Source organism: Pseudomonas sp. LBUM1669, assembly GCF_059695705.1.
The window spans coordinates 4797721-4817443 of record NZ_CP166784.1 but is presented as its reverse complement, the minus strand read 5'-3'; the positions used below and the strand labels follow the sequence as shown (position 1 = coordinate 4817443).

Sequence of the window (19723 nt, the reverse complement as noted above, 5' to 3'; positions counted from 1 at the left end):
AATGTGAATCCGTCTTCGCGAGCAAGCCCGCTCCCACAGGGTTTTGTGTCAGACGTGGAAATAACCTACGCAGCTATCAAACGGCAGGCGTTTGAGCTCGATCTTGTTCAGGTCCAGCACTTCACGCAGGGCTTTGGTTTCGCCCGGGAAGTTGCGGTAGGCCACTTCGTCCAGGACCACGATCGCGCCTTTTGGCATGTACGGCAGGAAGGTTTCCAGCGCGACTTTGGTCGACTCGTACAGGTCGGTGTCGAGGATCAGCATGGCCACGACCAGGTCCGGACGGGTCTTGACCCACTCTGGCACGGTCTTGACGATGTCGCCTTTGACCAGTTCGCAACGCGGGATGCGGTTGACCGGGCGCAGCAGGTCGTTGGCGTCGATCATGTCCTGGATCAGCGACTGGTCGGTGTCGGAGAACATGGTCTCGTTGACGTCGGCCGGGTCTTCTTTTTTGTCGATGCTCTGGAAACCTTCGAACGTGTCGAAGCCCACGATCGAACGGTTGATCGCGTAAGGCTCGAGAATCATCGACAAGTGCATGTACAGCATCAGCGAGTTGCCCTTGTACACGCCGCACTCGATGATCGCGCCCGGTACTTCAGCGACTTTCTTGAACAGTTCCATGCGCGACAGCGCAGCGGTCACGCCGATGCGGTTGGCGAAGACGAACGGTGCGTCGGCCACGTACTCGGCATCGACCCTTTTCAGAACGTTGGCACGGGTTTCGTTGTACTGGGCCTCGGCAGGCGTGATGCGACGCTTGGTCATTGCTGGATTCCTTGGAAATTCGAGAAGTCGTGGGCGTGGAAATAGTCTTTGAAACCGGCGCCGACATCAGGGCAGGCGCTGTCGACGTTGATCGCGCCGCGCTTGTGCTTGAGGTCGTCGAGGTGCATCAGGCGGAAGTCCACACTGAAGCGGGTTTGATTGGTGTGGTTGGCGACCGTGCCGTGCAGGTGTGAGCCGGAGAAAATCAGCATCTCACCGGTGTTGCCGGCGATGCGCACTTCCGACGCGGTGTTGATCGCTTCCATCGGCACCGGGTGCACGCGGACTTCCTCTTTGAGGTTGTCCTTGGCCTTGTGCCGCTGGTTGCTGATCCAATCGTTGAGGCTCCATTCGCTGGAGGTGTTCTTCACCGGCACGTCGAAGTAACCGGCGTTGATCATCATGGTCTGGTCGGGGCTGATGGTGTGCACCGGCATCCAGGTGTTGATCTGGCAATCGACGCTGCCGTACCACGTGTCGCGATGCGGTTTGTAGGCATAGCTGACACCGGCGTGCAGATAGTCATAGTTCGGCACCACGCGAATGCGCGGCACGTCGAAAATGTATTCGTGCGGGTCGACGCCGATCTCGTCGATAAACGACAGGATCAGGTCCTTGGCGCGCTGGCTGTTGGTGAATTGGCCCTTGAGGCGTGTCACCAGAACCACGAATTCTTCCACCGGCATCAGCGTGTGCAGGGCCTTGTGGTTGGTCTCACCGTCGAAGGCGGCGGTGATGCTTTCCTGGGCGAACTCACACAGCTCTTTGGCCGCACGCAGTTGAGTGTTCAGGAAAATGTCGCCGGCGTAGATGGCTTCTTTGAAGTCAGCTTTGTGTTGAAGCTGATTGATGTACAGATTCACGATTCCACTCCTGAATGCATCGAGTCTCTTATGAGTCGGCCACACGTTAGCAAACTGAAGTGCAATCCGGCGGGTGGTGGATCAATAAAAACGCAAACACCTGAATTTGCGACGAAATGCGTTGTCCCGCGCAAAAAAATCCCTGTAGGAGCGAGGCTTGTCCGCGAAGGCGGTGTGTCATTCAACGATATTGTCGACTGACACACCGCCTTCGCGGGCAAGCCTCGCTCCTACAGGGGGTATGTGTTGACTAGAAAAGTTGGGTAAACAGCCAGTACAAACTGCCCGACAACAGAATCGCCGCCGGCAAGGTCAGCACCCAGGCCATCAGCAGGTTGCGGATGGTCTTCATCTGCAAGCCGCCGCCGTTGGCGACCATGCTCCCGGCCACGCCCGAGGACAACACGTGTGTGGTCGACACCGGCAAGCCGAACATGTCCGCTGCGCCGATGGTCAGCATGGCCACGGTTTCGGCCGAGGCGCCCTGGGCGTAGGTCAGGTGGGTCTTGCCGATTTTTTCGCCAACGGTCACCACGATGCGCTTCCAGCCGACCATGGTGCCCAGCCCGAGCGCAATCGCCACGGCGATCTTCACCCACAGCGGAATGAAGCGCGTCGAGTTATCGATCTGTTGCTTGAACAGTTGCAGTTTGCCGGTGGTGTCGGCGTCGAAGTTGCCGACTTTGTTCTTATCCATCAGGCGAATGGTTTCGCTGGTCAGGTACATGTCGTTTCGCACGTTGCCCACGGCCTCGGCCGGTACTTTGGACAGCGATCCGTAACCCTTGACCTGCGCGCCGATGCTGCCAGTCAGGGCGGCGAGGGCCGGGATCAGTTGCGGCGTGGCTTCCTTGCTGCGCACGTATTCGGAGAGCACCGGACGCGGATCGGCCGGGGCCGGCATCGGCGCGCTTTTCACCAGCGCTTGCTGGGTGACTTCGGCGACAGCGGCGAACTGCAGCGCCTGGTCGGCCGGCATGGTGCGGTTCAGCGCATAGGCCATCGGCAGCGTGCCGACCAGAATCAGCATGATCAGGCCCATGCCTTTCTGGCCGTCGTTGGAACCGTGGGCGAACGAGACGCCGGTGCAGGTCACGATCAACATGCCGCGAATCCACCACGGCGGTGGCGTGTTGCCGACCGGTGCTTTGTACAGCGCGCGATTCTTGACGAACGCACGCAAGGCCAGCAGCAACAGCGCGGCAAAGCCGAAGCCGACCAGCGGCGATAACAGCAACGCGTACCCGATCTTGGTCGCCTGTGCCCAGTCCACGCCGCTGGTGCCGTCGTGGCCGTGCATCAGGGCATTGGCCACGCCGACGCCGATGATCGAACCGATCAAGGTGTGCGACGACGAGGCCGGCAAGCCCAGCCACCAGGTGCCGAGGTTCCACAGGATCGCCGCGATCAACAGGGCGAAGATCATCGCGAAACCGGCGGATGACCCGACCTGCAGAATCAGCTCTACGGGCAGCAGGGCGATGATGCCGAACGCCACCGCGCCACTCGACAGCAGCACTCCGAGGAAGTTGAAGAACCCGGACCACGCCACCGCAAAGTTCGGCGGCATCGAGTTGGTGTAAATCACCGTGGCCACGGCGTTGGCGGTGTCGTGGAAACCGTTGACGAATTCAAAACCCAGTGCGATCAACAGCGCCACGCCCAACAGCAGAAACGGCGTCCAGGTGGTGACCACCGTGCCGAGTTCGTTCATGTCGTGCATCAGGCTGTAAGCGGTGAACAACAGCCCACTGGCCAGCACCCCGAAAAACACCACGAGGGTGAACAGGCTGGGTTTTTTATCGAGCTGCGGTTTGGCGCTACTGGCGGGAGCCTGGGTTTTGGCGGTGTAGGAAGGCGTGGCCATGGTGGACAATCCTGAGGAAGGAAGGAGTGTCCGTCATGATCGTTGCCAAATGTTACAGAGGAACTGCCTTGGATCAGGGTTTGGGGTTTTTGCATTCGCGTTAATCAGAATTTACCCCGGGTTTGAGGCAGGGCACGACTGTGGCGAGGGAGCTTGCTCCCGCTCGACTGCGAAGCAGTCGCAAAACCTGCTGGCAGGGTGTGGCTGGAAGAATGCCGGGGCCGCTGCGCGACCCAACGGGAGCAAGCTCCCTCGCCACAGGGGTTCGATGGTGTTCCCGAAATCAATAATCCTGGCGCTTTCGAAACGCCCAACGCCCCGCAATCACGGTAAACGTCGCGACCAGCGCCACCAGAATCCAGAACCCCTCCGGATCCCCCGACAATGGCACCCCACCCACGTTCATGCCAAAAAAACCGGCAATGATGTTGATCGGCAGCGCCAGCACCGTCACCACGGTCAGGGTGAACAGCGTGCGGTTGCTCTGCTCGTTCAGGTTGGCCGCGATCTCTTCCTGCAACAGTTTGATCCGCTCGCCGAGCGCCGTGAGGTCGTTGATGATCAGCGCAAACTCCTCGGTGGACTTGCGCAGCTCCTTGACGTCATCCTTCTGCAACCAGGGCGGCGGCCGGTTGAGCAACCGCAATAACGAGCCCGGCTCCAGCGCCAGCAAGCGTTGCAGACGCACCAGCACCCGGCGATTGGCACCCAGTTCTGCTCGGTTGCTCGACAGTCGCGAAGACAGCAACTCATCTTCGATGTGATCGACACTGAGGCTGGTCTTGCGCACGATCTGGGTCAGCACCTCGCCCTGATCGCGCAGCAAATGCACGAGCAATTCCAGCGGTGAGCGAAAGCACTCACCGGCCTTTACTGACGAGCGCAGCTTGTCCACCGAGTGCAGCGGTTGCAGGCGCGCGCTGATGATCAGCCGGCTGCGGGCGCACACCCACAACGTCGATACATCCGACGACACCATGCTGCTGAGGTTGAACACCACGTCGTTGACCACCGCCAGCAACGCCGAATCCACATGTTCGATGCGGGTGGATCGCGAGCCTTCGTGCAAGGCTTCGAAAAACTCGTCCGGCAGTTCCAGATGGCTTTTCATCCAGCGCTCGCAAGCCGCATGCGCGAGGTTCAGGTGCAGCCACAAGAATTCGTCGCTCTCATCCGGCTGTTGCAGGCATTGCAACGCCTTGGCCGAATCAATCTCCCGGCCACGCTCGCCGGGGCGAAAACTGAAACCGTAGAGCAGACCGAACAAGTCCGGATCGCGATGGCTTTGGTCGATGCTGTGGTTCATGAGGGCTCGCAAGGGGAGGCGCCTGTCGCGGGTTTCACAGGTTCACTTGAGCCGCATCATCGCAAGCCAGGATGACGGTTGTGTAACGGAAAAATAACCGCAAACGATTGCATTACCGGTGGTCGGAATTGATTCAAGAACCGCTCTGGCATGCCGATCCCGCTTAAGTTACCTTGCGCGGCTTCGGCCATGAGCCAAGTTTCAGACAGGGATGTCCGCACACCTTTCACGCTGTGTTTGCTGCGTGTCTCACCCCCTGTCATGAGTATCACTCGATGCTGCAAAAATCCCTGAGAGCACAAATCCTCGCCTTGTTGAGCGGCAGCCTGCTGGCCATGCTGTTGATCGCCCTGGCTTGCTTTCACTTTCTGTCCAACGGCGTTCAGAACTACGCGAACCTGATCGAAGGCCCGTTGCGCACCTCGCAGTTGATCGACGAAGCCAACCTGCAGTTCAAGGTGCAGGTTCAGGAATGGAAAAACGTCCTGTTGCGTGGCAAGCAACCGGCCGACCTGGACAAATACTGGAAGCAGTTCGAAGACCGTCAGCGCGATGTACAGGGCATTCTCGGCGAACTGGCCGCACAGAAGGGCATCGAGCTACAACTCAAGACCCGCATCGAACGCCTGCGTGACGAACACCGTTTGCTGGGCGCTGCCTATCAAAAGGGCCGTGATGCCTACGTGGCGGCCGGTGCCGACCCAACGGCTGGCGACGCTGCGGTCAAGGGTGTCGACCGTGCCGCCAGCGAACAGATGACCGAGTTGGTCAGCGAATTGCGCAAGCAGGGGACCGAGCAATCGAAGCAGATCAGCGCCGAAGCCGATCGCACGGTGTTGCTGGGGCTCATTGTGATGCTCGTCTCGGGGCTGCTGATCGGGCTGTTGAGCCTGTGGCTGGTCAATCGCTACCTGGTTGAACCGATCCGCAAACTGATCGACTACGTCGCGCAACTCAGCCAGGGCAAGTTTGCCGACCGTGTGGCCAGCACCCGTCAGGATGAGCTGGGCAAGTTGGCGGTCGCGGCCAACACCTTGCGTGATTTCCTCGCCGAAACGTTCAGCCGTTTGCAGCGCAGCGCCAAGGACCTGGACAGCGCCAGCGGTGAATTGAATTCGATCGCCGGCCTCATGGCCAGTGGCACCAACGAGCAGTTCAACCGCACCGATCAGGTGGCCACGGCGATGACCGAAATGTCGGCCACCGCACAGGAAGTCGCCCGTCACGCCGCCGATGCGGCACGTGCCGCCGACGATGCCGACCAGTCCGCCCAGCAAGGCGAAAAAGTCATGCAGGGCACCATTCACACCATCACCCGGATGCGCGGCGAAATTGCCAATACCGCCACGGTCATCCGCCAGCTGGAAACCGACAGCGGACGCATCGGCAAGGTGCTCGAAGTGATTCGCGGCATCGCCGAACAAACCAACCTGCTGGCGCTTAACGCGGCAATCGAAGCGGCCCGTGCCGGTGAAGCCGGGCGCGGTTTTGCGGTGGTCGCCGATGAAGTGCGCAGCCTGGCCCAGCGCACGGCGGCGTCGATCATCGAGATCAACCAGATCATCCAGACCGTGCAAACCGGTGCGGTGGACGCGGCCCAGGCAATTGAAAGCGGTCAGTCGCGCAGTGAAGAAAGTGTTGAGCAAGTGACCCAGGCCGGCGCCATGCTGGAGCGGATCACCCACGCCGTAGAGGCCATCCGCGACATGAACCGCCAGATCGCCACCGCCGCCGAAGAGCAGACCTCGGTGGCCGAGGACATTTCACGCAACCTGACTGAAATCACCAGCATCGCCAGCACCAACCTGGACAACGTGCAGCGCACTGAAGCGGCTGGCCGTAATTTGCACGGGTTGTCGGGGCAGTTGAATGAAGTGACGGCGCGTCTGAGCGCGTAATGGAAATGGTTGTGTAGCGGTTTGCTTGCGCAGTCGTTACACCGTCGATTCCAAGTCCGCTCCATGGGACTGCGCAAGCTTCACTGTCTGAAGCCGACAGGCAAAAAAAAGCCGCACGATCCGAAGATCGTGCGGCTTTGTTTTTTGCGTGTATCAGGTGTCTTGTTTGTCGCTCAGGACTTTGCCGGTGGTGGCATCGAAGTCCACGTCGAATTCTTTGCCATCAGCGGTTTTCAGTTCCACTTCGTACTCGTAGTTGTTGAAGTGGTTGTCCAGATCGGTGTCGGTGATGGTCGCACCCGGGTGCAGTTTCAGAGCAGCCTGGTTCATTTCTTCCAGTGGCTTGATCTTGCCGCTCTTGACCAGCTCAGGGATCTGGTCGACGCGAACGTCAGCCTGAGCCAGGCCAGCGGTGAGGGTCAGGGTAGCGGCAGTGAACAGGGCAGTCAGGGTTTTCATGGGGTTCTTTCCTTGGGGTGATCTGTTTAAGTGAGTCCAGATTAACTGTGGCAACTTAATTCACCCTTAATTCCAAAAACCGTGTCGTTTGGAAGGTTTCGCGGGCAATCCGACTTGCCCGCGAAGAAAACGACGCGGTGTCGTGCCAGCTACCGATCAGTACCCGTTGTTCTGCAGCAACTGCGCCACCGTCCCGGCCGCCGGGCGTTTGTAGAACTTGAGCAATTCGCTGGCGCGGTTGGTGAAGATGCCATCGACGCCGGCGTCCATGACTTTCTGGTAATCAACCGCTTCGTCGATGGTGTAGACGTGCACCAGCAGGCCCTGATCGTGGGTGTATTGGTTCATCCACGGTTTCACCAGGTCCGAATAGCTCTGGTCGCCACCCTTGGTCAACGCAGCCGAAGGACCGGTGCCGATCGCACCCTGCGCCTTGGCGTACTCGACCCATTGCTGGAATTCGGCTTTGTCTTTCGGTTCCTGTTTGGCGTAGTAAGTGGCCTTGTCCTTGTCGCCGGACTCGGCAAACGTCACTTTGGATTTCGGCTCGATGCTGCCTTCGCCGACCCACAGCAGCAGGATCTTCGGCACTTGCGGCATTTCCTTCTCGAGCAGTTCGAGGCTGCTCTTCTCGAAGGTTTGCAGCACGACCTTGCCTTTGCCCTGGCCGACCGCCAGATTGCTTTTCGCCAGTTTGGAGCCGGCCGGGCTCAGCCAGCCGCGATCCTGCAATTTATCCTTGAGGTCGCGCTCGAGGCCGGGGAATTGCTTTGGCTCTTTGGTTTCGATGTACAGACCGGGCTTGTGCAGCGGATTGCCCTGGGCGATGTCGATGATTTCGTCGAGGGTCAGAATCTTCAGGCCGACGTAGGAAGGACGTGCGCGATCCGGGTACGCGGCGTTGAACCAGCTGCCGGCATCCAGGGTTTTCAGTTCGGCGAGGGTGAACGCGTTGGCCGGGCTGTCCTTGCGATCGGGGAATTTGGTGGCGACGTCGGTGGTGCGTTGCAGGTTGTTGTCGTGCAGGGCGAATAGCACGCCGTCTTTGCTGCGTTGCAGGTCCAATTCCAGGTAATCGGCGCCCAGGTCACGGGCCAGTTTATAAGACGCAGCGGTGGATTCAGGTGCATCGTAGGACGCGCCGCGGTGGGCGATCACCGCCGGGTGCGGGATGCCCAAATGGGTGGCCAGGGCAGTCGGGCTGGGCTCGTTGGCGGCCTGTGCCTGGCCGAAGCCCAGCAGCATGCTCAGCAGCAGGGCGCTTTTGGTGAAGGTAACAGGCATGGTCGAGGTCCTTTCGCGATGAGTTTTCAAAGACGTCTCTTTTAACAACTGAGCGCCGCCAGCGCTATCGCCAGACCGACATAAACGTGTTTAAAGCAGATTTTTTCAGCGCTTTTGTGCGGTTCTTTGCAGTACTCTTGGCCTCGGCGTTTCCCCGGCAGAGGGAAATCCGATTGCTTGTCCTTGCGTGTAAACCATCGTTCACCGGTCGTTAACGACCTTTTGTGAGGTTTATATGCGCATCACTTCCGAGCTTATCTGCCAGGCCGCCGACCAACTCAAAGGCTTCGTCGGACTCAATCGCAAGACCGGCCATTACATTGTGCGTTTCAGCGAAGACTCGTTTGGCATGGACGTGGCTGATGACGGGATCATTCCCACCCGTGAGTTTGTCTGGGCGTCGGGGCCGGGGCAGGCGATGACGCTCAAGCGTGAGCTGATTCAGTTGTTGCTGGACCAGAATATTGATGACCGGATCAACGTGACCGAGCCGTTGCGGGTGTACATGAATCGGCGGGAAGTGCCGGAGATTTCGGCGGTGCGGAGTCTTGTTCAGGGCTGAAGTTTTGCTGTGTCTGGACTGGCCTCTTCGCGGGCAAGCCTCGCTCCTACGGGTTATCGGTGCCCTCTGTAGGAGCGAGGCTTGCCCGCGAAGGCGGCCTGAATAGCACCGCATCATTCACTGCTTGAACGCATACGCCCGCTCCACCTTGCACACCCGCGTATGACACGCCGAATACCACGTCGACCGCCCCCGCTCACGAATCTCACTGTGCTCAGGATGATGTTTCCACGCCAGAATCGCCGCCTCGCTGGCCCAGTAGGAAACGGTAATCCCCAGCCCATCCTCGCCCCGAGCCGATTCAACACCGAGAAACCCCGGTTGCTCGCGGGCCAGTTCCACCATGCGTTCGGCGGCCTTGGCGTAGCCTTGATCGCTGTCGGTGCGCACAGAGGTAAAAATCACCGCGTAGTACGGCGCTGATGGCGTATCGGCAATCATGCTTGTTGCCTTTTGCAGGCTTCGACCAACGCCCGGGCCAGCGGCGGCAGCGTGCCGTTGAGCGCGGTGCGTTCGGGTTGGAACAGGGTGGCGACGAAAAACGGATGACCCTGGAGCTCCACCGCCCGCAAGTCGCCGGTCGAGTCATGGCCAACGGCGCACAACTCTTGGGTCAGCAGCTCACGCTCGAACGCTGGATTCACGCCATAGCGGCAGCGGTATCCCTCAACGATCTCGGCGCTTTCGTACACGTTGGCGATCAACGAGCCTTCAACCAGATGAATGCTGTCGGTGGCTTCCACCAATGAACAGGTCAGCGGCGTGAGTAACGCGCGCGCAGCATCGGGATGGGTTTCGCCGTGCTCGGCGTCTTTCCAACCCAATACGTTTCGAGCGAACTCAAGCACCGCGTGTTGAAAACCGCCGCAGGTGCCGAGGAACGGTCGCTGCTGTTCACGGGCAAAACGGATCGCCCGTAATGCGCCGTCCATGTCGCGGTAAGGGCTGGCGGGCACGCACCAGAAACCGTCGAAGTGTTGCAAAGGGGTGGCGGTGCTTATGTGATCGGTGGCCAGCCACTGAAATTGCACGTCCAGTTTCAGCTGTTCGGCCGCCAGGCCGAGCGCAACGGGGATGGCTTGGTGGGCGGTGACCTGTGGGTCGTAGTCACCGATCAGGGCGATGCGGATGGCAGTGCTTTCCATGAATGATCTCGACGCTTGTTGATACCTGGCGGCCACTATAGATTGGCGTTCACGCATTCAATATTGGCGTTATCCCAAGTGATCAATGCAGCGACGCACTATCGACTCGACTACCCAGACCTGGCGCTGATTCTCGCCTTGGTGCGCGGCGGCTCTCTGGCTCGGGCGTCGGCGCTATTGAAGGTCGACGTCTCGACGGTGTTTCGCGCCGTTCGCCGACTGGAAGCCGCGCTGGGCCAGCAACTGTTCGAAAAGAGCCGCGCCGGCTACCTGCCGACCACGCTTGCACAGACCCTGGCCGAGCAAGCTGAACGGGCGGAACAAGCGCTGGACGCGGCGCGCATTGGCGTGGAGCAGGGCGGTGAAGTCATCAGCGGCACGGTGCGGCTGACCTGCACCGACTCCGTTCTGCAAGGCTTGCTGCTGCCAGCACTGGCGCAGTTCATGCCATCCTACCCGGCGCTGACCCTCGAACTGAGCACCTCCAACGACTTCGCCAACCTCAGCCGCCGGGATGCCGACATCGCCTTGCGACTGACTCGCACACCGCCCGAGCATTTGGTCGGACGACGTCTGGCGGATATTTCCTATCGGGTCTGTGCCAGCGCGGCGTACCTGAAATCGGTCGATCCTGAAGACTTGGCCTCACTGACCTGGATCGCGCCGGATGACTTTCTTCCCGACCATCCCACCGTTGCCTGGCGGCGCCAGCAACTGCCCGGCGTCACGCCCGGTTATCGCTGCAACAGCATGTTGTCGGTGACCGAGTTGGTACGTGCCGGGCTGGGCGTCGCGGCGTTACCGGACTTTTTGATCGGTGACCACCTGCAACCGCTGACCGGTCCGTTGCACGGCTACGACACCGCGCTGTGGTTGCTGACCCGTCCGGACTGCCGTGCGTTGCGCTCGGTGGTGACGTTGTTCGATGAGCTGGGGCGGGCGCTTCAATTACCGTGACCGGGTGCTAATTCTTCGGATGATCTTTCACTAAATGCTGATGCATTTCCGAGGTGAGGTTTTCAATGCGCTCGGTCAGGGTCTTGGTCATTTCCGTCAGCCGGGTGTTCTGCTCAAGCAACTCCAGCAGTTGCGCGGTGTTCTGTGCCGCTTGTGCCTGTCGTTCGCTGTTGGCCACGGCGATGGATTCGCGGTGCAGCGCGTCGGCATCGGACTGGGCTTTGTCCCGCGCCGCCTGACGGGTCTGGGCCAGCAGAATCAGGGGGGCGGCATACGCCGCTTGCAGGCTGAACGCCAGGTTGAGCAGGATGAACGGATAAACGTCGAACTGGGTCACGCCAGAGACGTTAAGGCATATCCAGACCGCGACGATCAGCGTTTGGGCGCCCAGGAAAGTCGGTGTACCGAAGAACCGCGCAAAGGCCTCGGCGCGCAGGGCAAACTTGTCGTTGCCGAACGTCGGCGCCAAGTGAGCGTGGGCGCGGTGAAAGCGCAGGTGATCGACGGCAGCGACGGGTTTGGTTTCGTGGGTCGGGGTGGTCATGATGCTCTCTGCATGGCGCTGGGACTGACGCTCACTATAGCCCCCGCGCCAGTTTCATTCTGAAACACATTGCCGCGTTTTATTCAGCGCGTCCCGTGATCGATCTTCCGGCAGAGATTGTCATTTATGGCAGCTCGATTCAGCGCTGATAACAGGCCAGGAACATGTCCAGCGCCGACTCCACCACGGTGCTTTGCATTTCGTCTGAAAGCGCCGGAAGCCCCATGGAAATCTGCGGCCAGAACGCAAAGGATTTGAGCATTCCCTGGATCTGCTGCGCGGCAAATTCGGGATCGACCGGCTTCAATCGACCGTCCGCCTGGGCGGCTCGGATCCACACGGTCAGGCCCTCTTCACGCTCACCCATCCGGGCCACCATGTTCTGCGCGCGCTCGGGAGAATGGATGGTGGCAGCGATCGCCACCCGCGCCAGGTCGAGAAAATTGTCATCGCCCAGCATCTGCAACTTCGCCTGCAACATCAGGCGCATTTGCTCGCGCAGAGGCAGGTCAGGGCGGTAGGACGTTTCCTGTTCGGCCGTCACCCTTGCCCACAGTTGATTGAGGATCTCGGCGAACAATTCTTCCTTGCTGGGGAAGTGGTTGTACACCGTGCGCTTCGACACGCCGGCGGTGGCGGCGATCTTGTCCATGCTGGTGATGTCGAAACCGTTGGCACGGAATTCGGCAATCGCCGCCTGGATGATGGCTTCGCGTTTTCGGTCGGTGAGGCGCTGTGGAGCTGTCATAAGTACGCTTCGGCAGTGGGCAGAGAAGAATTACACTCGGCAGTTTACTTGTGATCGGCTTTGATGCAACCTAGAAACTACACTGTGCAGTGTAATGTTTCGTTAATCCTGCACAGTGAACAATAGAATCTTCGGCTGATGCGTGCGTGCTTTGGCCATTTATCGTCCCACCGTGAAACACCGCTCTGTGCGGTTTTTCTGGAGTTCCTCAGTCATGGCCAATTCAATTTCCCCTGCGGACAACGCCTCCACGCCTGAAGCTTCCCGTCAGGCACAAGGGCTGTTTCAAAATCATGTGCCTGTGCAACGTGAAGGCTTCCGAAAAATGCTGCGCATCATGTGGAGCATGATTTTCCACAAGCCGCGCAACACCCGCCCGACAGCGCCCGTCCCGGTGCAAGCCCTGACCCAGGCCGCGTTGATTGCTGCCCCCAACCACAGCGTCTATCGCCTCGGTCACTCCACCGTACTGCTGAAACTGCGGGACAAATTCTGGATCACCGACCCGGTCTTCGCCGAGCGCGCCTCACCGGTGCAGTGGGCCGGCCCCAAGCGTTTTCACCAGCCACCGATCAGTCTTGAAGAATTGCCGCCTATAGAAGCGGTGATCCTGTCCCACGACCACTATGACCACCTCGATTATCAAACGGTGCTCAAACTGGCGGACAAGACCAACTACTTCCTGGCACCACTGGGCGTGGGCGACACCCTGATCAACTGGGGCGTCGATGCGAGCAAAGTGCGCCAACTCGATTGGTGGCAGGGCACGGAAGTGCATGGCATCCAGTTTATTGCCACACCGTCCCAGCACTTTTCCGGGCGCGGCCTGTTCGATGGCAACAGCACGCTCTGGGCCTCGTGGGTGATGATCGATGGCGACACGCGGATCTTCTTCAGCGGCGACAGCGGTTATTTCGATGGCTTCAAACGCATCGGCGAACAGCACGGCCCGTTCGACCTGACCCTCATGGAAACCGGCGCCTACAACGTCGAGTGGCCGCACATTCACATGCAGCCTGAAGAAACCCTGCAAGCGCACATCGACCTCAAAGGACGCTGGTTATTGCCTATTCACAACGGCACCTTCGATTTGTCGATGCACGCCTGGTTCGAGCCCTTCGACCGGATCCTCGCGTTGGCCTGGGAACGTAATGTGTCGATCACCACGCCGCAAATGGGCGAGGCGTTCAACGTCATGTATCCGCAGCGGGGGAGAACCTGGTGGTCCGGATTGGAAAATGAAAGCGATCTGGTCGTCACTCAGAACGCCTGATCCTCTGCCGTCGGGCCGCTCGCCATGGAGCGGCCCGCGATCTTCGCCACCGTCAGGTCGCGAACATTCCCGTCGAGAATTTCATCCATTTCCCCCGCCGACAGCCCTAGCCTTTGCGCCGCTTCCACCTTGCCCAACTGACCGGTGTCGAGCAGCATGCCGATCTTCATGAGGAACTCGGCCTTGGCCCTCATCTCCCCCGCATCCGCATCACCCGAAGACGGATGACCGTGCCTGTCGCATTCATCGATTCCATTCATCTGCTGACTCCTCACTCAACCATCGCGTAGTCCGCCCGACCCACCGGATCAGGCGTCGACCCTTTCACATTCATCCCCCGACCCGGCGCAAATCCCGGGAAGAACACCAGGCCTTCGGATTCAAACCGATACGCCAACGCCAGCCGGGTGACGTCCAGCACATCGCGTTCATCCTCAAATCGCACAATGGCGTCCACGGAGACACCGGATTCCTCCGAGAGCTCCTCCACACTCCAACCCAGCATCGCTCGGGCCTGGGCACAGTGGGCCGGGGTGAATTGGAAAAGGGCGATACGTTCCAAGGTGATTTTCATCGCAAGAGAGGCCATGGTGTTCTCCGGGCTCGAGAGTGCTAATCCAAAAAGTACTGTGATTTTGTACAGTTGTTTTGCGCCCGGATCAAACTCATTTTTTGATTTTTACTGTTTCGCCCCCTCCATCCAGACGGACGGTGCCTGTCCCAGCACACGGCGAAACATGGTCGAGAATGCCGCCGGGCTGTCATAACCGAAATCCAGTGCAATACGCGTCACTGGCGTACCCGCCGCCAACCGCGCCAGGGCCAGCACCACACAGGCCCGCTGGCGCCATTGGCTGAAACTCAGGCCTGTCTGTTGGCGGAACAGCCGATTGAACGTGCGCAAGCTGATGTGCAAATGATCAGCCCATTGTTGTGGCGATTGATGCGCGTCGGGCCGCTGCAAAAAGCCTTGGCACAACCCCAGCAACCGCACATCGACCGGTAGGGGAATGTGCAACGGCAAGTGAGCACTGCGCGCCAGCTCATGCAGCAACAAGTCGATCAGCGCGCCATCGCGCCCGGCCTCGTCATACGCCAGCGGGACCTCCACCGCCTCCATCAACAAGTGCCGCATCAACGGCGACACACTGATCACCTGGCAACGAGCCCCCAGATCAACCGTGCCTGGTTCGATGTACAAACTGCGCGTGCTCACCCCCAGCATCAGCACTTCATGCGCCACTCCCGCCGGAATCCACACCGCCCGCTGCGGCGGCACCACCCAATTGCCGTCGTGCGTGCTGACCTGCATCACCCCCGTCGCGCCGTACAGGAGTTGTGCCCGCCGATGCGTATGACGGGGCAACACCTGACCGTGGGAATAATCCGTACCGACCGCCACCACCGAGCGGGGCGTGTCATCCAGCAAATTAATCGAAACATTGCGCATTGAGCGGATTCTCGCGGTTGGCGTAAACGCGAACATTATTGGCTGACTTGCTGAAGCTGGCCAAGGCGCAGCGCTCTATTGTCGACCGTTCTCAATCAACGGACGACGCGTGATGGTTTATCTCTTATTGGCATTTTTCGGCTGCATGACCGGTGTCACGGCGGTGTTGTTCGGTTTTGGTGGCGGCTTCGTCGTGGTGCCATTGCTCTACCGCCTGCTCACGGCCAGCCACGGTGTCGACGACTCTATCGGCCAATCGGCGATGCACATTGCAGTGGCCACTTCGACTGCCGTGATGATCGTCAATGCGCTGATCGCCACCCGAAAACATCACCGCGCCGGTCATCTCATTCGCCATTACCTGTGGCCGTTGGGCGGATTCATCGGCCTGGGCGCAATCGTCGGAGCAGGCGCCGCGATGTGGGTGAGTGGTGAGTTGATCCGTTATGCGTTCATCGCGTACCTGGGCGTAACCATCGTCGACTGCCTGTTTCGACGCGGTTTTCTCACAGCGTCCGACACCACAATCCCACGGCGATTGGGGAGGGCAGAAGTGTCTGGCGGTGGCGTAGGAATCGGCGCGATCGCGACGTTTCTCGGCGTGGGCGGCAGCGTCATGACCGTGCCGTTGTTGCGGCGTTGCGGGCTGAGCATGAGTCAGGCGACGTCCATGGCCAATCCGTTAAGCCTGCCGGTGGCGCTGGCCGGGACGCTGACTTACATGGCGATGGCGGGGTTCAGTGAGTTTGATCTGGGACCGTGGTTTATCGGCTATGTGGATCTGCTGGCGTTTGCGGTGTTGACGATGGGATCGTTGGTGGGGATTCGGCTGGCTACGCCTTGGATCGGGCGGATACCGGATCGGGTGCATGCGCGGGTGTATGTGGGTTTGCTGCTGTTGGTGATGCTGAGTATGTGGGCCAGCTAAATCACCGCTCTATTTCAGGGTTGGTATCCGCAGTTTTTTTCGCAAGAATGAATCTTTGCGCTGACACCATTTTTCGCGGGAGGATGTCATGTCCGTGCGAGAGGACTGACCATCACACACAGTATTAATCACAGGACCAGGGATGTTGATCTTCAATTGCACCGAAGCTGCCAGCAACTTTTTCAGTCGCGTCCACAAGGGCAAGAAAATCAGCCCTGTGGAGAAGCCACCATCGCCCGTTATCGAGGACGATGAGCCGGTTGAATTTGCCGAACAGTGGCTGGTCCACGCCATCACCGTTCAGCGCAAGCACGTGTTGTTCGTCATCCACGTGCAAACCCGTTATTGCATGATTTTCGCGGACGCGAAAAAAGCGGATATCGACGGTTTTGTTCACCGTTTTGCCGAGCGCTGGATAAACGGCCTGATGCGCCATGCGGTGCAGCACGACATCCTTCGCTGGGTAGATGACGAGCCGATGATGGAGCGTTTCCTGGAGAGTTGCGGTGAGTACGTATTTTACAAACGCGGTCATCGCGGTGCGCAAAAGCACATCAATGAAATCGCATGGGTATTTGAGGACTGCGCCGCCGAATGGGGAACGTTGCCCTCGGACGAGTTCTCGGCTGCGCGCTTCGATGGCGATATGAACGACACCCCACGAAGTAGCAAAGGGCACAAGGACTATTACTACCCCGATGAGGAAATGATCGTTCATTGGTTGCGCCGTTATGGCGGCCTTGATGAGCCTAAGGTTCAGGCAGCCCGTGAACGGCGCATGGAAGTGAAACGGGAAATATGGGCGTTCGAAAGGCAGCTTAATCTCGAAGCGCAATGAGCCGTCGTGATAACGCCGTGATCCGGTTTCTTAACCCTTGAACCCCGGCGCTTCCCGAATAATGAAGTGATCCAGGTTCTCAATATTCGCACTGAACACCCCGAACGTCTGCTCGGGGTTTTTCTTGCTCGGCACCTGTTTCAGCTCCGGCGTCACGCCATAAAAGAAGCAATACAACTCCGCCTCACTGTCGATGGCATGCTTGATCTCTTCCAGAAACGCTTTGCGCTTGCGGTAGTTCTCGATCAGCTTCTTGCTCAGGTAAACGTTGACTGAATAAGGCTTCTTCTTCGCCTCATCCGCCTGCTTGAACCAGACCTTCTGTTCGAAATCGATGCGAAAGCTCTGGGTGTAATCCTTGATCTCCTTGATCTTGCCCCAGTAAATCAGCCCCTTATTGTCCGTCAGGTATTCGATCTTCTTGAAGAACGACCCATAAGGCGCCGTGTGCTCGCCAATCTTCAGCGGCATGCGCTTGAGCAGGTCCTTGTCCTCGAAGTTCGACACAAAACACTCCACCGGGTGGGCGAAGACACTGGTCTTGTCCGGTGCCGTTTCGCGGCTCGGGTGCTCTGTGTGGCTAGCCACAGTGGTTGGCTTCGGATCGTCCCGCACCACATCCGCCGCCACCGCCGGGTTCGACGGCTTACGCACATACTCACGCCGCGTCAGCAACAACTCCGACGGGAAATGCTCCTCGCGACTGTCATCCGTTTCCGCACCGTCCGCGTCCACACCTGACGCCGACGCCTTGAGACTGACATAAGGACACTCCGCCACATGCCGAGTACTGGGCGTGTTCTTGAAGTGCGGGGTGCGCACGTAATTCACGTTCTTGGCGTTGAACGTCGTCAGCACATTCAACCCATCGAACGCCGCCCTGCAGGCCTCATTGGGACATTGGAAGTGTTCCTTGGCGGAATCGAACTCCATCGTCTCGTCGAAATTCAAATCGCGCACGTCATAGATCGACAGCTTGTCGTCGAGGCTGAGGCAGTAGGCGAGGTCGAATTTCATGGCGGGTCTCGGGTCCTTGAGTGGGGAAGGGTATTAATAGCGGGAGGCGGGGCGGGTTGCACTGACTGTTTTCAACACACCGCAAAATCTGCGGCAACACACCAAACCTGTGGGAGCGAGCCTGCTCGCGATTCCCAACATCAACTCAGTCTATCTACCTCGCGCTGACTCAGTAGCAACACGATAACTGTGGCGAGGGAGCTTGCTCCCGCTGGGCTGCGCAGCAGACCCAAACCTGGCAAGCGCGGTGCATCAGACAGATCAAGTTGTTTGCTGGGCGACTGCTTCGCAGCCGAACGGGAGCAAGCTCCCTCGCCACGAATTGCATTCAGCTCGATTACTCACGTCTCAGCCGTGTGACGTTGTCATAAAGCCAAGCAGTAAACTCATTCCTATCGCTTGAGTAGTGACAACGTCTATGACAATTAGGGCATAACGCCACGGCGTTGTTCGGACGATCCGAGCCTTTCTTGGCCAAATGCTTAACATGATGGACTTCAAGGTAAGGCAATCCGTCAGAGCGCAGAAAAGGAGCTTTTTGCTTGCATCCTTCGCAGCAGCCTTCGGATTGTTTCAATATCCAATCGGAGATCTTCTTCGCCCGTGCATACCTAATCGTTGCGGTGCTGATCTGTGTGGGATTCAGAATTCCTTCCGGCACGTCGTCAGCATGGGGTGGAGCAGCCTCTAACAGCCTATAAGTTACCTGTTGGTTCGCTGGCTCGGGTGTAAGACGGAAGCGGTCGATATTTTTCTCTGCAAGTATTTTTCGAACCCGGCTGCTGATTCCGGTGCCGACGTTTTTTGCAGGTACATAGCCAACAATGTGTCTCAGACCCATTTGCGCCATTACGGCCGAAATGTTTTGCATGCGGTACTCAACCGATGAAGCACTGCGCTTGCTCAACGGTCCTTCGCGCAAAAGACGATTCTCGTCAGCCTTTTTTATCGGTTGATTGCTCAATTCGAGACTCAGCATCTTTAGGTAAGCATCAACCGAAGCCTCTAGCTCTCGGTCATCCCAGCCAGTTCTTTCTTTTGGAGTGTCCATACAATCGCCGAGGGTTGAAAACCCTCGGACGATACTGAGTGGCCATTACGACGTCTACGAAAATTCCTACAGAAAAGACCGACGTATCGCTCAATCGATTCATACAAAGACACCGCTGCGCTAACCCACCGAATGCTTCGACGATTGAAAGGCCTCCAAAACCTTCCGCCACCAAGGCTTCACCACCGGCACCCGCCGCCGTGTGCGATTGAGCAACAGATAAGGCATGTCCCGTAGCCGAATCCAACCTTCATCCTGCCAATGCAACAGACTCAACGACATTTCCGGCCAATCCAACAAACTCAACATCGGTCGATCCGCATTCTTTGACGGCGCCGCATCGCGCAAGGCCGGCACCACTTGATGAGTCAGCCACTCGCGCAACAGCCGATTCCCCGGCGCGTAGTGATAAACCAACAATGCATACACACCGGACTCGCTAAGCATCAGCCGATTTTCCGGTTGTCCGTGGTAGTCGATCAGCAAGGTGTGCCGCTGATCCTCATCCAGTTTGCTGACTACGCGATCGCTCAGATGGAAACCCATCAAACGCCCCAGATCGCGGGCGCAGAACCATGGTTGATTTTCCAGGAGGAGGGCGTGGAGTTCGAGGTTTAGGCGGGTAAAAACAGTGGGGATGTAAGGATCAGACATGATCGGCCTCCTGGAACGGAAGCAAATTGTCTGCGGTGCAGATGTAGGTCATTTCCTTCAATAGGAAGGGAAAACGCTTAGGCATATCCATTACCTCTACTTGATAGC

The 19723-nt window shown here is 58.7% G+C and carries 22 protein-coding genes and 1 pseudogene; 7 read left to right on the top strand and 16 right to left on the bottom strand.

The features are described 5' to 3' along the window. Nucleotides 1–48: 48 nt before the first annotated feature. The 4 genes from ACA051_RS22340 to ACA051_RS22325 form a co-directional block, all read right to left on the bottom strand. Nucleotides 49–771, bottom strand: a complete 723-nt coding sequence (locus ACA051_RS22340) for a TylF/MycF/NovP-related O-methyltransferase (protein ID WP_046031989.1) — start codon at nucleotides 769–771, stop codon at nucleotides 49–51. After that, on the bottom strand, nucleotides 768–1634 hold the full coding sequence (locus ACA051_RS22335; RefSeq protein ID WP_497304757.1) for a 2OG-Fe(II) oxygenase family protein: 867 nt from the start codon (nucleotides 1632–1634) through the stop codon (nucleotides 768–770). Before ACA051_RS22335 ends, ACA051_RS22340 begins: the two co-directional genes overlap by 4 nt. 250 nt (nucleotides 1635–1884) lie before the next feature. After that, nucleotides 1885–3501 carry an inorganic phosphate transporter gene (locus ACA051_RS22330; protein ID WP_497304756.1) on the bottom strand — a complete coding sequence of 539 codons (1617 nt, stop codon included), beginning with the start codon at nucleotides 3499–3501 and terminating at the stop codon, nucleotides 1885–1887. Nucleotides 3502–3784: 283 nt separating this feature from the next. Beyond that, a complete protein-coding gene (locus ACA051_RS22325) occupies nucleotides 3785–4807 on the bottom strand; it encodes a transporter (protein WP_497304754.1) in 1023 nt (340 codons plus the stop codon). A gap of 275 nt (nucleotides 4808–5082) precedes the next feature. On the opposite strand from ACA051_RS22325, the pseudogene ACA051_RS22320 reads away from it, so the two are divergent. After that, nucleotides 5083–5772, top strand: a pseudogene (locus tag ACA051_RS22320) (methyl-accepting chemotaxis protein); the annotation flags it as partial. A 165-nt stretch (nucleotides 5773–5937) separates the two neighbouring features. After that, entirely contained in the window at nucleotides 5938–6705 is a 768-nt protein-coding gene (locus ACA051_RS22315; protein WP_497310646.1) for a methyl-accepting chemotaxis protein, read from the top strand. Between the two features lie 153 nt (nucleotides 6706–6858). Here ACA051_RS22315 and ACA051_RS22310 read toward each other — a convergent pair whose 3' ends face one another. Then, nucleotides 6859–7164, bottom strand: a complete 306-nt coding sequence (locus ACA051_RS22310) for a PepSY domain-containing protein (RefSeq protein WP_497304753.1) — start codon at nucleotides 7162–7164, stop codon at nucleotides 6859–6861. A gap of 156 nt (nucleotides 7165–7320) precedes the next feature. Next, the gene (locus ACA051_RS22305) at nucleotides 7321–8448 is read right to left on the bottom strand and encodes a glycerophosphodiester phosphodiesterase (RefSeq protein ID WP_497304752.1); all 1128 of its coding nucleotides are present in this window, start codon (nucleotides 8446–8448) and stop codon (nucleotides 7321–7323) included. A 235-nt stretch (nucleotides 8449–8683) separates the two neighbouring features. Here ACA051_RS22305 and ACA051_RS22300 point away from each other — a divergent pair, with 235 nt between their 5' ends. Continuing rightward, nucleotides 8684–9010: a DUF2025 family protein gene (locus tag ACA051_RS22300; RefSeq protein ID WP_497371961.1), complete on the top strand. Its 327-nt coding sequence runs from the start codon at nucleotides 8684–8686 to the stop codon at nucleotides 9008–9010. Nucleotides 9011–9127: 117 nt separating this feature from the next. Here ACA051_RS22300 and ACA051_RS22295 read toward each other — a convergent pair whose 3' ends face one another. After that, the gene (locus tag ACA051_RS22295; protein ID WP_497371959.1) at nucleotides 9128–9451 is read right to left on the bottom strand and encodes an antibiotic biosynthesis monooxygenase family protein; all 324 of its coding nucleotides are present in this window, start codon (nucleotides 9449–9451) and stop codon (nucleotides 9128–9130) included. Further along, nucleotides 9448–10155: a CTP synthase C-terminal region-related (seleno)protein gene (locus ACA051_RS22290; protein ID WP_497371957.1), complete on the bottom strand. Its 708-nt coding sequence runs from the start codon at nucleotides 10153–10155 to the stop codon at nucleotides 9448–9450. The genes ACA051_RS22295 and ACA051_RS22290 overlap by 4 nt, the downstream gene beginning before the upstream one ends. A gap of 15 nt (nucleotides 10156–10170) precedes the next feature. Between ACA051_RS22290 and ACA051_RS22285 the strand changes: the two genes are divergently transcribed. Then, on the top strand, nucleotides 10171–11112 hold the full coding sequence (locus tag ACA051_RS22285; RefSeq protein ID WP_497304745.1) for a LysR family transcriptional regulator: 942 nt from the start codon (nucleotides 10171–10173) through the stop codon (nucleotides 11110–11112). A 7-nt stretch (nucleotides 11113–11119) separates the two neighbouring features. On the opposite strand, the gene ACA051_RS22280 is transcribed toward ACA051_RS22285, so the two are convergent. Both ACA051_RS22280 and ACA051_RS22275 read right to left on the bottom strand, forming a co-directional pair. Then, nucleotides 11120–11656 (bottom strand): DUF1003 domain-containing protein, encoded by a 537-nt coding sequence (locus ACA051_RS22280; RefSeq protein ID WP_497371955.1) that lies wholly within the window; start codon nucleotides 11654–11656, stop codon nucleotides 11120–11122. Nucleotides 11657–11795: 139 nt separating this feature from the next. After that, a complete protein-coding gene (locus ACA051_RS22275) occupies nucleotides 11796–12404 on the bottom strand; it encodes a TetR/AcrR family transcriptional regulator (RefSeq protein ID WP_094471087.1) in 609 nt (202 codons plus the stop codon). Nucleotides 12405–12618: 214 nt separating this feature from the next. On the opposite strand from ACA051_RS22275, the gene ACA051_RS22270 reads away from it, so the two are divergent. Beyond that, a complete protein-coding gene (locus ACA051_RS22270; protein ID WP_497371953.1) occupies nucleotides 12619–13677 on the top strand; it encodes an MBL fold metallo-hydrolase in 1059 nt (352 codons plus the stop codon). On the opposite strand, the gene ACA051_RS22265 is transcribed toward ACA051_RS22270, so the two are convergent. The 3 genes from ACA051_RS22265 to ACA051_RS22255 form a co-directional block, all read right to left on the bottom strand. Then, entirely contained in the window at nucleotides 13665–13937 is a 273-nt protein-coding gene (locus ACA051_RS22265; RefSeq protein WP_497304740.1) for an XRE family transcriptional regulator, read from the bottom strand. The two genes, ACA051_RS22270 and ACA051_RS22265, sit on opposite strands and share 13 nt — an antisense overlap. A gap of 11 nt (nucleotides 13938–13948) precedes the next feature. Then, nucleotides 13949–14266, bottom strand: a complete 318-nt coding sequence (locus ACA051_RS22260) for a helix-turn-helix domain-containing protein (protein WP_497304739.1) — start codon at nucleotides 14264–14266, stop codon at nucleotides 13949–13951. Nucleotides 14267–14356: 90 nt separating this feature from the next. After that, nucleotides 14357–15127: an AraC family transcriptional regulator gene (locus ACA051_RS22255; protein ID WP_497371951.1), complete on the bottom strand. Its 771-nt coding sequence runs from the start codon at nucleotides 15125–15127 to the stop codon at nucleotides 14357–14359. Between the two features lie 112 nt (nucleotides 15128–15239). Between ACA051_RS22255 and ACA051_RS22250 the strand changes: the two genes are divergently transcribed. After that, nucleotides 15240–16055 (top strand): sulfite exporter TauE/SafE family protein, encoded by an 816-nt coding sequence (locus ACA051_RS22250; RefSeq protein WP_497371949.1) that lies wholly within the window; start codon nucleotides 15240–15242, stop codon nucleotides 16053–16055. A 142-nt stretch (nucleotides 16056–16197) separates the two neighbouring features. Beyond that, nucleotides 16198–16893: a DUF6933 domain-containing protein gene (locus ACA051_RS22245; protein ID WP_497371947.1), complete on the top strand. Its 696-nt coding sequence runs from the start codon at nucleotides 16198–16200 to the stop codon at nucleotides 16891–16893. 30 nt (nucleotides 16894–16923) lie between these two features. Here the strand turns inward: ACA051_RS22245 and ACA051_RS22240 are convergent, their stop codons facing one another. From ACA051_RS22240 to ACA051_RS22230, 3 genes are all read right to left on the bottom strand, one after another. After that, nucleotides 16924–17910, bottom strand: coding sequence for a hypothetical protein (locus tag ACA051_RS22240; RefSeq protein ID WP_497371945.1), 987 nt, complete (start codon nucleotides 17908–17910; stop codon nucleotides 16924–16926). A gap of 337 nt (nucleotides 17911–18247) precedes the next feature. After that, on the bottom strand, nucleotides 18248–18961 hold the full coding sequence (locus ACA051_RS22235) for an HNH endonuclease (protein WP_497371943.1): 714 nt from the start codon (nucleotides 18959–18961) through the stop codon (nucleotides 18248–18250). 120 nt (nucleotides 18962–19081) lie between these two features. Next, nucleotides 19082–19615: a BRO-N domain-containing protein gene (locus ACA051_RS22230; RefSeq protein ID WP_497371941.1), complete on the bottom strand. Its 534-nt coding sequence runs from the start codon at nucleotides 19613–19615 to the stop codon at nucleotides 19082–19084. Nucleotides 19616–19723: the final 108 nt, after the last annotated feature.